The following is a 12,826-nucleotide window of genomic DNA, read 5'->3' on the forward strand; positions in this document are numbered from 1 at the left end:
CGGGGCAGGCACGGGTGCCGAGGACCGCGCGGGCATGGGCGACCGGTGCGCGTCACGCCGTGCCGGAACCCTTTACGCACGGGACGGGCGGCGGTAACTTCCGCCCGGCGCAAAGAGTTTCAGAAACTTTCCGATCGCGTTTCCCCCGGACGTCGCCTCCCGCCCCCGGGCGGAGGCATGCCCGAACGCGCGGCCCCCCACCTGGAGATCCAGATGACACGCATCCGCCCACGGCCGGCGGCGCGCCCCGTCGCCGGTCTGCTCCTCGCCTCCGGCCTCCTCGGCCTCGTCGCCGCACCCCCCGCCTCCTCCTCCCCGCCCGCCGCCCCGGTGGCGGCCGCCGCCGGGAGCACGACGACGGTCTACTACTGGACGAAGACGAAGAACTGGTCCCGGTACCACCTCCACTTCGCCCCCGACGGGGGCTCCTGGACCACCGTCCCCGGCGTCGCCATGGAGGCCGCCTGCGCGGACTGGGTGAAGCGCACCGTCCCTCTCGGCGCGGCCACCGGCCTCAAGGCCGCCTTCAACGACGGCGGCGGCACCTGGGACAACAACGGCGGCAAGGACTACGCCCTGGGCACGGGAGCAGTCACCGTCAAGGACGGGGTGGTGGCCCACTCCGACCCCTGCGCCGGGACCCCGCCGCCCGAGTCCCGCAAGGCCACCGTCTACTACTCCACCGCGTCCCTCGGCTGGTCCACCGTCAACGTCCACTACCAGCCGGCGGGCGGCTCCTGGACCACCGTTCCCGGCGTCGGCATGGAGGCCGCCTGCACCGGCTGGTGGAAGCGGGAGGTCGACCTCGGGACGGCCACCGGGTTCAGGGCCGCCTTCAACAACGGCAACGGCACCTGGGACAACAACGGCGGCGGGGACTACGCCCTGGGCACGGGGGTCTCCACCGTCCGGGACCGCGTGACCACCGCGAACGCCGCCGATCCCTGCGCCTCCACCCCGCCCGACACCCGGGCCCCCACCGTCCCCGCCGGTCTCACCGCGAAGGCCGACGGCACCTCGGTGCTGCTCGCCTGGAACCCGTCCACCGACGACCGGGGGGTCACCTCGTACCAGCTCACCCGCACCGGCGGCAGCGGCGGCACGCGCGTCACGGACGTCGGCTCCACGGTCTTCTCCGACACCGGCCTCGCCGAACGGACCGCGTACACCTACACGGTGAGGGCCGTGGACGCGGCCGGGAACGTCTCCGCCGCCTCCTCCCCCGCCACCGTGACCACGGGCGAGGCGCCCACGGTCCCGGCGACCGGCAGACCGCTGGGCACGGACCCGCGCAAGGACCCGATCTACTTCGTCCTCACCGCCCGCTTCAACGACGGCGACCCGTCGAACAACCGGGGCGGCTCCCAGCACGTCACGTCGGGCAACGCCGCCCACGACGACCCCATGTTCCGGGGCGACTTCAAGGGCCTGATCCAGAAGCTCGACTACGTGAAGGGCCTCGGGTTCTCGGCGATCTGGGTCACCCCCGTCGTCCTCAACCGCTCGGACTACGACTACCACGGCTATCACGGCTGGGACTTCTACAGGGTGGACCCCCGCCTGGAGTCCGCCGGCGCCTCCTACCAGGACCTGATCGACGCCGCCCACGCCAAGGGCATGAAGATCTACCAGGACGTCGTCTACAACCACTCCTCCCGCTGGGGCGCCAAGGGCCTGTTCGTCCCGACCGTGTACGGCGTGCGGGACGGCCAGTGGAGCCGGTACTACGACGAGAAGCAGCCCGGCTTCGAGTACGACGGCCTGACGGTCGACCCGAAGAGCGGCAAGTCGTACTACAACGGTGACCTGTGGTCGACGGCGGAACCGAGCGGGAACACCTGCGTGAACTGGGGGAAGCCGACCGGCGGCAAGAGCGCCGAGGGCTACACCGTCTACAACTGCCAGTGGCCGAGCCCCACGTCCGGCATGTTCCCCGCGTCGCTCTACCACCCGTGCTGGATCGGCAACTGGGAGGGCGAGGACTCCCGTTCCTGCTGGCTCCACGAGGACCTGGCGGACTTCGACACGGAGAAGCCGGCCGTCCAGAACTACCTGATCGGCGCGTACGACAAGTACATCGACATGGGCGTCGACGGCTTCCGCGTCGACACCGCCGTGCACGTCCCCCGCACCACCTGGAACCGCCGCTTCCTGCCCGCGATCCAGGAGAGGGTGGCCCGGCGCCACGGCGCGGAGGCCGCGAAGAACTTCTTCGTCTTCGGCGAGGTCGCCGCCTTCGTGAACGACAAGTGGAACCGGAACTCGGTGAACCACTCGGCGCAGTTCTACACGTGGAAGGAGCGCGAGGAGTACGCCCTCGACGACGCGAAGGCCGCCCTGGAGATGTACGACCACGAGCAGCGGCAGGGCACCGGAAACCAGCCCGTCTCCACCAACGCCTTCCTGAACGGCAACGGTTACCACGCCCCCGACCACAGCCGGTTCTCCGGCATGAACGTCATCGACATGCGCATGCACATGAACTTCGGTGACGCGCAGAACGCCTTCTCCAACGGCAAGGACTCCGACGACAGTTACAACGACGCCACCTACAACGTCGTCTACGTCGACAGCCACGACTACGGCCCCAACAAGTCGAACGAGCGGTACGCGGGCGGCACCGACGCCTGGGCCGAGAACATGTCCCTGATGTGGACCTTCCGCGGCATCCCGACGCTGTACTACGGCTCCGAGATCGAGTTCCAGAAGGGGAAGAAGATCGACTGCGGGCCGTCCTGCCCGCTCGCCGACACCGGCCGGGCCTATTTCGGCGCGCACCTCGCCGGCTCCGTCACGGCCTCCGGCTTCTCCACGGTGGCGTCGGCGTCCGGCGCGGTCGCCACCACCCTCCAGCAGCCCCTGGTCCGGCACGTGCAGCGGCTCAACCAGATCCGCCGGGCGGTCCCCGCGCTCCAGACGGGCCAGTACTCCACGGAGGGCGTCTCGGGCGGCATGGCGTTCAAGCGCCGCTACACCGACGCGGAGACGGACAGCTTCGCGCTCGTCACGGTCTCGGGCGGCGCCACCTACACCGGTGTCCCGAACGGCACGTACGCCGACGCCGTCACCGGCGACGTCCGGACCGTCACGGACGGCACCCTCACGGTGGCCGCGCCCGGCAAGGGCAATCTGCGGGTGTACGTCCTGAACGGTCCCGGCCGGATCGGCACCGCCGGACCGTACCTCAAGTAGCCCCGCCCCGAACCGCCGGCCGGGGCCCCGCGCGGGGTCCCGGCCGGCGGCTACGGCAGCGGCGCGCGGTGCAGGGCGATCAGGAGGCGCCAGACCCGGTGGGCGATCTCCTCGGGAGCGCCCTCGACCAGGCCGTGCAGCCAGTCGGCGAGCACCCCGGCGAAGGCCGCCGCCACGGCCGACGCGACGAGGCCGGGCTCCGGGGCGCCGGCCAGGACCCGTTCGGCGAGGCCGCGGGCGCGCAGGTCCTCGTGGAGCACGCGGCCGAGCGGTCCTCCGCCGCCCGGGCTCAGCAGTTCCCGGTAGAGCCCGGCGTGCGGGGCGAGTCCGGTGAAGAAGCCGGTCAGCGCGGGCGGCGGGGACGCCGGGTCGGGCACGCCGCGCCAGGCGTGCAGGGCGTCGACCGCGTCGCGGACCACGTCGGCGCAGGCGTCGACGGCCAGCGCCTCCAGGTCTCCGTAGTGGAGGTAGAAGGTGGCGCGGCCGACCCCCGCCCGGCGCACCAGGGCGGCGACGGTGACCCGGTCCAGCGGGGTCTCCGCGCAGGCGTCGAGGAGGGAGCGGCGCAGCCGGGCCCGGGTGCGGGCGGCGCGGGGATCCTCCGCGGCCGGGGTCACCGGGCGAGCAGGACGGCGCCGAGGGCCAGTGCGCCGGGCAGCGCCTGGGCGGCCAGGATGCGGCGGTTCGCGGTGAGGCCGCCGTACAGGCCGGCGACGAGGACGCAGGAGAGGAAGAAGACCTGGACCCGGTGGCCCGTCGGGTCGCCGGCGACCAGGCCCCAGACGAGGCCGGCGGCCAGGAAGCCGTTGTAGAGGCCCTGGTTCGCGGCGAGCGGGGCGGTCGCGCGGGCCAACTCGGCGTCGAATCCGGACAGTCCGCGCCCCGGCGCCTTCTCCCACAGGAACATCTCCAGCACCAGGATGTACAGGTGCAGGGCGGCCACCAGGCCCACCAGCACGTTCGCCGTCGTCTCCATCACCGTCTCCTGTCGCTCCCACTTCCCGGACAGGCGTCCAGCTTACCTGGACAGGTGTCCATGAAATTTCGCCGCCCCGGGGCCGTCCGATCAAAAGTGCGTAACGCGAACGGGCTTCTCGGACAGAACGCTTCCTTCCGGAGAGGGGTTCTGGGATCTTGCGTCCACCCCACACATCTCAGGGCCCGGCCGGCGCCACAGGCGCCACCGGGCCGTCGGAGGACGCGATGTTTCCCCTCATATCCGGCCGGACGGCCGGCCGGCCGAGAACCTCTGCCACGGCCGTCGCGGTGCTCGGCACGATCGTGGCGCTCGCCGCCCCCGCCGGACTCGCCCACGCGGCACCGTCGGACACCGCGCCCGTCGCGGCCCGTTCGGCGGGAACGGCCACGGCCGCCACCACGAAGGCGGCGGCCCCGGCCGCCTGGGCCGCGGGGACCCGCGCGTACCTGGTGATCACGGCCCCCGGCGGCACCGCCGCCGTGACCGGAGCCGTCACGGGCAACGGCGGTTCGGTCTTCGCCGCGTACGACGCGATCGGCGTGATCGTGGCGCACTCGGCGTCCGCGTCGTTCGCCTCCTCGATGCGCGCCGTCGGCGGCGTCCAGCAGGTGGGCGCGACCCGGACGTCCGACGTCCCGGCCGACGCCTACAGCCCGGCCCTCCCGGCCGACCCGTCCCAGTCGGCGACGACGCTCACCGAGTCGAACCGCTGGGACATGACGCAGATCAAGGCCGACCAGGCCTGGGCGGTCACCACCGGTTCGGCGTCGGTGAAGGTCGGCGTCCTGGACACCGGCGTGGACGACCGGCACCAGGACATCGCGCCCAACTTCAACGCCGCCGACTCGGCCTCCTGCGCCTACGGCAGGGCGGACACCCGGGCGGGCGCCTGGCGGGACGTCGACACCCACGGCACGCACGTGGCGGGCACGATCGCGGCCGCCAAGAACGGCAAGGGCGTCATCGGCGTCGCGCCGGGCGTGCGGATCTCCTCGGTCCGCATCGCGGAGCCGGGCAGCACGCTGTTCTTCGCGGAGAACACGATCTGCGGCTTCGTGTGGGCCGGCGACCACGGTTTCAAGGTCACCAACAACAGCTACTACACGGACCCGTGGCAGTTCAACTGCCCGGACAACCTGGACCAGGCCGCCATCGTCGAGGGGGTCCGCCGGGCGCAGGAGTACGCCGAGAACAAGGGATCGCTCCAGGTCGCCGCCGCCGGGAACTCCAACTACGACCTGGCGAACAAGACGACCGACACGGCGAGCCCCAACGACTCGACGCCGGTCACCCGCACGATCACCAACGCCTGCGTCGACATCCCGACCGAGCTGCCGGGCGTCGTGACCGTCGCCGCGCAGGGCAACGGCGGCGCCAAGGCCTCGTACTCGAACTTCGGCAACGGCGTCATCGACGTCGCGGCCCCCGGCGGCGACGGCTCCTCCGGCGTCTACTCGACGCTCCCGGGCGGCAAGTACGGCACCATGAGCGGCACGTCGATGGCCTCCCCGCACGTGACCGGCGTCGCGGCGCTGATCGCGAGCGTGGACCCGTCCCTCACCCCGGCGCAGATCCGGGACCGGCTGGCCGTCCAGGCGACCGACAGGGCCTGCCCGTCGGACACCCGCTGCACGGGCACCACGGCCAGGAACGGCTTCTTCGGCGAGGGCGCGGTCGACGCCCTCAAGGCCGTCGGCGGCTCGACCCCGCCGGCCGGAACGTACTTCGAGAACACCGCGGACGTCGCGGTCCCCGACAACACCACGGTCGAGAGCCCGATCACGGTCACCGGCGTGACGGGCAACGCGCCGGCCGCGCTCACGGTGGGCGTGGACGTCAAGCACACCTACATCGGTGACCTGAAGGTCGATCTGGTGGCCCCGGACGGCAGCGTCTACACACTGCACAACCGGACCGGCAGCGGTACGGACAACATCGCCCGGACGTACACCGTCAACGCCTCGTCCGAGGTGGCGAACGGGGTCTGGAAGCTCCGCGTGAGCGACAACGCGAGTCAGGACACGGGCAGGATCGACGCCTGGAACCTGACCTTCTGACAGGACGCGCCCCCGGGACGGGGCCGGAGCCGACCGGGCTCCGGCCCCGTTCGCGTGCCCGGCGCCGGAGCGCTCGCGCGCGTACGCCGGGAACGTCCCGGAAACAAGTCCCCGCGCGGGTCTGGCCTACCCCGGCCGCTTGCTATACGTTCCGTCTAACAAGCTTGCTAGACGGGACGTCTAACAAGTCTCCGAGTCGACAGCGACCCAAGGAGCCGCACCATGGCAAGCAGCACCGTTCGCCCGGACAGCCACGACGGGGCCGAGGACAGGGGCGTCCCGGACTCGGACGTCGCCGAGCGGCTGCTCCGGTCCTCCGCCAGGCTCTCGTACGACCCCGCCGTCGAGGTGGACTGGGACACCCCCCTCGACAAGGACTTCCACGGCCAGAGCCCGGAGTGGAACAGCCTCTACGGCACGGCGTACTGGAACGAGATGACCGACGCCCAGCGCAAGGAGCTGACCCGGCAGGAGGCCGCCTCGGTCGCCAGCACCGGCATCTGGTTCGAGATGATCCTGCAGCAGATGGTGCTGCGCGACATGTACGCGAAGGACCCCACCGACCCCCGGTTCCAGTGGGCCCTGACCGAGATCGCGGACGAGTGCCGCCACTCCATCATGTTCGGCCGCGGCTCCGCGAAGCTCGGCGCCCCCGCCTACCGCCCGCGCCGCGCGGTCCTCGAACTGGGCCGCGCCTTCAAGACCGTGGGCTTCGGCGAAGCCGCGTACGCCGCGATCCTCGTCGCCGAGGAGGTCCTCGACGTGATGCAGCGCGACTGGATGCGCGACGAGCGGGTCGTCCCCTTCGTCCGCACCATCAGCAACATCCACGTCGTGGAGGAGTCCCGCCACATGAAGTTCGCCCGGGACGAGACGCGCCGCCGCCTCACGCGGGCGAGCACGGCCCGCCGCCACTTCCACGCCCTGGTCGTCGCCATCGCCTCGTACTACATCGTGACCAGCATGGTCAGCCCCGACGTGTACGCGCAGGCCGGCCTGGACCCGGAGCGCGCCCGCCGCGAGGCCGCGGCCAACGAGCACTACAAGTCCCAGCTGCGCTCCAGCTGCGCCGGACTCATGGAGTTCCTGGCCTCGGCGCGCCTGCTCACCCGGCCCGCGCTCTTCGTCTACAAGCGCGCCCACCTGATCTGATCCCGCACCCGCACCCCGAGCCGAGTCGACGAGATGACCTACGCGATCACCCAGACCTGCTGCAACGACGCCACCTGCGTCGCCGTCTGTCCGGTCAACTGCATCCACCCGACGCCCGGGGAACCGGACTTCGGCACCACGGAGATGCTGTACATCGACCCCCGGGCCTGCATCGACTGCGGCGCCTGCGCCGACGCCTGCCCGGCCGACGCGATCTTCCCCGCGGACCGGCTGACCGGACGGCTGCGGGAGTACGAGGCGATCAACGCCGCGTACTACGCGGACCGCGCGGACCCGCCGGCCGTGGCCTCGCCGAACTTCCACCCCTGGGGCGAGCCCTCCTTCCCGCGCTCGCTCCCGTCCGACTTCGCGCCGCTGCGGATCGCGGTCGTCGGCACGGGACCGGCCGGCATGTACGCCGCCGAGGACCTGCTCCTGCACACCAACGCCGAGGTGACGCTGATCGACCGGCTGCCGGTGGCCGGCGGGCTCGTCCGCTACGGCGTGGCGCCCGACCACCCGGCGACCAAGGGCGTCGGGGAGTCCTTCGCCCGCTTCCACTCCCACCCCCGCGTCCGCGTGCGGCTGGGCCTGGAGGTCGGCCGGGACGTCACCGCCGGGGAACTGGCCGCCCACCACGACGCGGTGATCTACGCGGTGGGCGCGCCCTCCGACCGGCGGCTCGGCATCCCCGGCGAGGACCTGCCGGGCAGCGTCCCGGCGACCACCGTCGTCTCCTGGTACAACGCGCACCCGGAGACCGGCGCGGACGCCGTCCCGCTCTCCGCCGAGCGCGTCGTCGTGGTCGGCAACGGCAACGTGGCGCTCGACGTCGCCCGCGTCCTGCTCATGGACCCGGCCGCCCTCGCCGGTACGGACATCGCCGACCACGCCCTCGCCGCGCTGAGCGGCACCCGGGCCCGCGAGGTGGTGCTGCTCGGCCGCCGGGGCCCCGGGGAGGCCGCGTACACGGCCTCCGAGCTGCTCGCCCTGAAGCACCTCCCGGGCGTGGACCTGGTCGTGGACGACCGGGACCCGCGCACCGGCGCGGCGATCGACGCGGCGGCCCCCGGGGAGAAGGCCGCGCTCCTGCGGGACGCGGCCCGCGAGACGGTGGACTGGACGCGGCCGCCCGCGCCGGACCGGCGCCGGATCGTCCTGCGCTTCCACTCCGCGCCGGTCGAGGCGCTCGGCACCGACGCGGTCCGGGCGGTCCGCGTGACGGAGGAGGGGACGGAGTCCGGCACGGAGATCGGGGCGGGGCTCCTCGTCCGGGCCGTCGGCCACCGGGGCGTGCCGATCCCGGGGCTTCCGTTCGACGAGGCCGCCGGCACCGTGCCGCACGAGGCCGGCCGGATCACCGGCCTGCCCGGCGGCTACGTCGTCGGCTGGATCAAGCGCGGGCCCTCGGGCGGCATCGGGGCCAACCGCGTCTGCGCGGAGGAGACGGTCGGGACGCTGCTCGCGGACGCGGTGGCCGGCGCGCTGCCGAAGCCGACGGGCACGGCCGCGGAGTTCCGCCGGCTGGCCCGGAGCCGCAGCGCGGGTCTCGTCGACGCGCGCGGCCTCGCGGCCATCGACCGGACCGAGCGGGCGCGGGGCCGGGAGACGGGCCGCCCCCGGGTCAAGCTCGCCACGGTGCCGGAACTGGTCGCGGCGGCGAGGACCGGCCGGCGCCGGCCGGTCTGAGCACCCGGGGCGGTTCCCGGCCGGTACGCGGAACCGGAAGGCCTTCCCGGCCGCGTCCGCCGGGCCGGGAGGACCGGCCCGGCGGACGCGGTGAGACGGGGAGCGGGCACTCGGGCACTCGGGCACTCGGGCACTCGGGCACTCGGGGAGAGGGTGACGCGGTGACGCGGTGACGCGGTGACGCGGTGACGCGGAAAAGCTCACCCGGTGGACGCGCCGCCCGCCCCCGGAAGAGGGGTCAGGACCTGCGGCGGGGCTTCCCGCTCCGGCCCCCGCGCGCGGAGCCCCCGGCGCCGCCGCCCTTGCGGGCCGCGGACCGCCCCGGGGTGCGGGCCCCGGCGGACTTCCCGGAGGAGGCGGGCTTCCCCGCCCTGGCCGGCTTCTGCTCCTTCAGGCCCTTCTTCGCCTCGGCGCGGCGGCCCCGGGTGCTGTTCACCGTCCGGCCGCGCACGATCCCGATGAACTCCTCCACCAGGTCGGGGGCCTCGTCGGCGGCCGGCCACGACAGGGCCACGCGGGACTGGGGAACGCCGGTGAGCGTCCGGTACGTGAGGTCCTTGCGGTGGTGCAGGCGGGCGAGCGACTGGGGGACGACGAGCAGGCCCACCCCGGCCGCGACGAGTTCGATCGCGTCGGCGGTGGTCGCGGGGCGCTCGAACGCCGGGCGGCCCGGCGGGCGCTCCCAGCCGAGGGTGTCGTCGAGGGGGTGCAGGACGAGCTCTTCGGCGAGGTCCTCCGCCGCGACCTCCTCGGCCGCCGCGAACAGGTGGTCCCGGGGGATCACGACGACCGACGTCTCCGTGTAGAGCGGGATCGCGCTGAGGTCGTCCCCGTCGACGGGCAGCCGGACGAGTCCCGCGTCGGCCGCGCCCCCCCGGAGCGCGCCGAAGGCCTCGGCGGGGGTCACGGAGAGGAGGGACAGCGGCACGTCGGGCAGGCGCTCGTTCCAGACCCGCACCCACTTCGAGGGGGTGACGCCCGGCACGTACGCGAGCCGGAACGAGGGTGAGCCCGGGGAGGGGTCCGCGGGGGAATCCGGGGAGCGGTCCGGGGAGGAGTCCGAGGGAGAAGCGTCCGAGCCTGTCACCCCGCCAGGCTACCGGTAGCCGCCGTGGTCGGAGGTCGTCCGCACGCTCGATACCCTTGACGCATGACGTCGCACCAGAACACCCAGACGATGAAGCCCGCGACCGCGGCGAAGAAGCTGGGTGTGTACCTCGAGGCCACACCCGCGGAGTTCCAGGAGGGTGTCGTCTCGCGCACCGAGCTGAACGAGCTCCAGGCCAACCCGCCCGCCTGGCTCCAGGAGCTGCGGAAGAACGGCCCGCACCCGCGCCCGGTGGTCGCGTCGAAGCTGGGCGTCTCCATCGCCGGCCTCGCTCGCGGCGGCATCACCGAGCCGCTCACCACGGCGCAGATCGACGCGCTCAAGGAGGAGTTCCCGGAGTGGCTGCGCAAGGAGCGCGCCACCCAGGCGGAGGTCCGCAAGGAGGCGCTCCGGATCAAGGAGCGCGACGAGGAGCGGGCGCGGCGCACGCAGGAGGACTGACCGGCCCCGTTCCCCTCGTCCCCTCCCCCGTTCCCCCGTCCTCTCCCGCCCTCCGGGCGTGACGGGCGGGCGGCCTCCGTCGGAAGGAACCCCATGACCAGCGCGGAGCAGGCCGCGGCGGCGGAACGCAACGTCCGGCCGCCGGCCGCCAGGGCCTCCCTCGGGGCCGGTGTCGTCGTCGTGGACGCGGACGGCCGGGTCCTCCTCGGCCTCCACCGCTCCGGGGTGTGGGAGCTGCCCGGCGGCCAGGTCGAACCGGGTGAGTCCGTGGAGGGCGCGGCGGTCCGCGAGCTGGCCGAGGAGACGTCGCTCGTGGCGGACGCCGCCGACGTCGAGGTCCTCGGGCTGATCCTGGACTCGGTCACCTCCGGCCGGATGACCCGGCTGACCGCGGCCACGGCCCTGCGCGTCTTCGGCGGGGTGCCGGCCGTGACCGAGCCCGACAAGATCGAGCGCTGGGAGTGGACGGACCCGGACCGGCTGCCGGAGGCGCTGTTCCTGCCCTCGGCGCAGGTGCTGCGGATGTGGCGGCCGGACCTCCCGATCCCGGGCGGCCCGTTCCACCGGTACGCCCTGGGCCGGCTGCCCGGCTGACGCCCGGCGGCTCAGCCCGGCAGGGTGCGGGCCACGCGGAAGCCGACGTCGTCGATGCGGAGGGCGGGGTGGCTGCGCCGGCGCACCGAGGCGCGGCAGCTCCAGTGCTCGTCGAACCAGCCGCCGCCGCGCAGCACCCGGTAGCCGCCGTAGACCTCGGGGTCGTACAGGTCCCAGCACCACTCCCAGACGTTGCCCAGCATGTCGTGGAAGCCCCAGGCGTTGGGGCGCCGGCCGCCCACCGCGCGGAGGCGTTCCCCGGAGTTCCCCCGGTACCAGGCGATCTCGTCGAGCGGGCCGTACCGCGCCCCCGTGGTGCCGGCCCGGCAGGCGTACTCCCACTCGGCCTCGGTGGGCAGCCGGTAACCGTCGGCGGTCCGGTCCCACGCGGTCCCGTCCGCGCCCTCCCCGTCCCCGGCCCGCGTCCGGTAGGCGGGGGTGAGGCCCTCGCGGGCCGAGAGGGCGTCGCAGAAGCGGACCGCGTCACTCCAGGAGACCCCCTCCACGGGGAGCCGGTCGCCGTGCGCGGCGCCCGGCCGCTCCCCCGTGACCCGCTCGTACAGCTCCCGCGTGACGGGGGCGGCGGCCAGGGCGTACGGCCCGACCTCCACCGTCCAGCTCCGCTCCGTGCGCCGGTCCGACAGGGTGACCCGCCCCCGCCGGACGGCGATCGTCCCGTCCCCCGCGACCGTTTCCATCCGTCCATGATCGCAGCTTTCCGCGCCGCCGAGCGGGACGTGACGGCTCTGGCTAGCGTGGTTTCCAGGAAGCCCGTCATCGACCGGAAAAGAGTCAGCGTCATGGCCTCACGACCCGAAGGCACGCCGGTCTGGACCGACGCGATGTTCACCGACGCCGAGGGCGCCAAGGCGTTCTACGGCGACGTGCTCGGCTGGACCTTCGCCGAGGCGTCCACGGAGTTCGGCAACTACACGCAGGCCTACAAGGACGGAAAGGCGGTCGCGGCCGTCGTGCCGCCGATGCCCGGCCAGGACACCCCGCCGCGGTCGGCCTGGTGCCTCTACCTCTCCTCGCCGGACGTCGCCGCCACGGCGGAGCGGATCAGGGAGGCGGGCGGCACCGTCCTGATGGAGCCGATGCGGGTCGGGGAGTTCGGCTCGATGTGCATCGCGCGGGACCCGTCGGGCGTCGTGTTCGGCGTCTGGCAGTCGGGGACGCACCAGGGCTTCGAGCGGGAGGGCGAGCCCGGCTCGTACATCTGGGCGGAGGTGTTCACCCGGGAGCCGGAGAAGTCCGACGCCTTCTTCCCGGCCGTCTTCGGCTACGGCTCGAAGAAGATGAAGGACGACCACGTGGACTACCGGGTCTTCGATCTGGGGGGCGGACCGGTGCTCGGCCGGATGGTGATGCCGGCCGGGGACTTCCCTCCGGAGGTCCCCCCGTACGTCCAGGTCTACTTCGCCGTCGACGACTGCGACAGGGCCGTCGAGGCGGCGGAGCGCCTGTCCGGGCGCACGGTCTTCGGCCCGATGGACAGCCCGTTCGGCCGGTTCGCGGCGATCCTGGACCCGCAGGGCGCCCCCTTCGCCGTGATCGACCCGGGGACCACGACGGGCGACGTGCCCGAGATGGAGTGACCCGGCCCGCGCCCGG

At 73.5% G+C, this 12,826-nt stretch carries 11 protein-coding genes; 7 read left to right on the forward strand and 4 right to left on the reverse strand.

What is annotated here, in order from left to right; translation table 11 throughout:
* Window positions 1-213: 213 nt before the first annotated feature.
* The gene (locus tag ACZ3IL_RS12665) at window positions 214-3,192 is read left to right on the forward strand and encodes a carbohydrate binding domain-containing protein (RefSeq protein WP_467390454.1); all 2,979 of its coding nucleotides are present in this window, start codon (window positions 214-216) and stop codon (window positions 3,190-3,192) included.
* A gap of 50 nt (window positions 3,193-3,242) precedes the next feature.
* Here ACZ3IL_RS12665 and ACZ3IL_RS12670 read toward each other — a convergent pair whose 3' ends face one another.
* Both ACZ3IL_RS12670 and ACZ3IL_RS12675 read right to left on the reverse strand, forming a co-directional pair.
* On the reverse strand, window positions 3,243-3,809 hold the full coding sequence (locus tag ACZ3IL_RS12670; RefSeq protein WP_467389473.1) for a TetR/AcrR family transcriptional regulator: 567 nt from the start codon (window positions 3,807-3,809) through the stop codon (window positions 3,243-3,245).
* A complete protein-coding gene (locus ACZ3IL_RS12675; RefSeq protein WP_467389475.1) occupies window positions 3,806-4,168 on the reverse strand; it encodes a DUF1304 domain-containing protein in 363 nt (120 codons plus the stop codon). Before ACZ3IL_RS12675 ends, ACZ3IL_RS12670 begins: the two co-directional genes overlap by 4 nt.
* Window positions 4,169-4,395: 227 nt before the next feature.
* Between ACZ3IL_RS12675 and ACZ3IL_RS12680 the strand changes: the two genes are divergently transcribed.
* From ACZ3IL_RS12680 to ACZ3IL_RS12690, 3 genes are all read left to right on the forward strand, one after another.
* Window positions 4,396-6,228, forward strand: a complete 1,833-nt coding sequence (locus tag ACZ3IL_RS12680) for a S8 family serine peptidase (protein ID WP_467389476.1) — start codon at window positions 4,396-4,398, stop codon at window positions 6,226-6,228.
* Between the two features lie 222 nt (window positions 6,229-6,450).
* Entirely contained in the window at window positions 6,451-7,380 is a 930-nt protein-coding gene (locus ACZ3IL_RS12685) for an AurF N-oxygenase family protein (protein ID WP_467389479.1), read from the forward strand.
* A 33-nt stretch (window positions 7,381-7,413) separates the two neighbouring features.
* Entirely contained in the window at window positions 7,414-9,069 is a 1,656-nt protein-coding gene (locus tag ACZ3IL_RS12690) for an FAD-dependent oxidoreductase (protein WP_467389481.1), read from the forward strand.
* Between the two features lie 238 nt (window positions 9,070-9,307).
* On the opposite strand, the gene ACZ3IL_RS12695 is transcribed toward ACZ3IL_RS12690, so the two are convergent.
* A complete protein-coding gene (locus tag ACZ3IL_RS12695) occupies window positions 9,308-10,054 on the reverse strand; it encodes a LysR family transcriptional regulator substrate-binding protein (RefSeq protein WP_467390456.1) in 747 nt (248 codons plus the stop codon).
* Window positions 10,055-10,219: 165 nt separating this feature from the next.
* Here ACZ3IL_RS12695 and ACZ3IL_RS12700 point away from each other — a divergent pair, with 165 nt between their 5' ends.
* Window positions 10,220-10,618: a DUF5997 family protein gene (locus ACZ3IL_RS12700; protein WP_467389483.1), complete on the forward strand. Its 399-nt coding sequence runs from the start codon at window positions 10,220-10,222 to the stop codon at window positions 10,616-10,618.
* Window positions 10,619-10,711: 93 nt separating this feature from the next.
* Window positions 10,712-11,212 (forward strand): nucleotide triphosphate diphosphatase NUDT15, encoded by a 501-nt coding sequence (locus ACZ3IL_RS12705; protein ID WP_467389485.1) that lies wholly within the window; start codon window positions 10,712-10,714, stop codon window positions 11,210-11,212.
* Window positions 11,213-11,223: 11 nt separating this feature from the next.
* On the opposite strand, the gene ACZ3IL_RS12710 is transcribed toward ACZ3IL_RS12705, so the two are convergent.
* On the reverse strand, window positions 11,224-11,910 hold the full coding sequence (locus ACZ3IL_RS12710) for a formylglycine-generating enzyme family protein (protein WP_467389487.1): 687 nt from the start codon (window positions 11,908-11,910) through the stop codon (window positions 11,224-11,226).
* Window positions 11,911-12,012: 102 nt separating this feature from the next.
* Here ACZ3IL_RS12710 and ACZ3IL_RS12715 point away from each other — a divergent pair, with 102 nt between their 5' ends.
* A complete protein-coding gene (locus ACZ3IL_RS12715) occupies window positions 12,013-12,810 on the forward strand; it encodes a VOC family protein (protein WP_467389489.1) in 798 nt (265 codons plus the stop codon).
* Window positions 12,811-12,826: the final 16 nt, after the last annotated feature.

Source organism: Streptomyces sp. NPDC014907, from assembly GCF_055562975.1.

What these genes read in the sequence shown, in the direction of transcription:
- ACZ3IL_RS12690 (WP_467389481.1), top strand. Translation starts at nt 7,414, where the DNA reads ATGACCTACGCGATCACCCAGACCTGCTGCAACGACGCCACCTGCGTC.
- ACZ3IL_RS12665 (WP_467390454.1), top strand. Translation starts at nt 214, where the DNA reads ATGACACGCATCCGCCCACGGCCGGCGGCGCGCCCCGTCGCCGGTCTG.
- ACZ3IL_RS12705 (WP_467389485.1), top strand. Translation starts at nt 10,712, where the DNA reads ATGACCAGCGCGGAGCAGGCCGCGGCGGCGGAACGCAACGTCCGGCCG.
- ACZ3IL_RS12685 (WP_467389479.1), top strand. Translation starts at nt 6,451, where the DNA reads ATGGCAAGCAGCACCGTTCGCCCGGACAGCCACGACGGGGCCGAGGAC.
- ACZ3IL_RS12675 (WP_467389475.1), bottom strand. Translation starts at nt 4,168, where the DNA reads ATGGAGACGACGGCGAACGTGCTGGTGGGCCTGGTGGCCGCCCTGCAC.
- ACZ3IL_RS12700 (WP_467389483.1), top strand. Translation starts at nt 10,220, where the DNA reads ATGACGTCGCACCAGAACACCCAGACGATGAAGCCCGCGACCGCGGCG.
- ACZ3IL_RS12710 (WP_467389487.1), bottom strand. Translation starts at nt 11,910, where the DNA reads ATGGAAACGGTCGCGGGGGACGGGACGATCGCCGTCCGGCGGGGGCGG.
- ACZ3IL_RS12715 (WP_467389489.1), top strand. Translation starts at nt 12,013, where the DNA reads ATGGCCTCACGACCCGAAGGCACGCCGGTCTGGACCGACGCGATGTTC.
- ACZ3IL_RS12680 (WP_467389476.1), top strand. Translation starts at nt 4,396, where the DNA reads ATGTTTCCCCTCATATCCGGCCGGACGGCCGGCCGGCCGAGAACCTCT.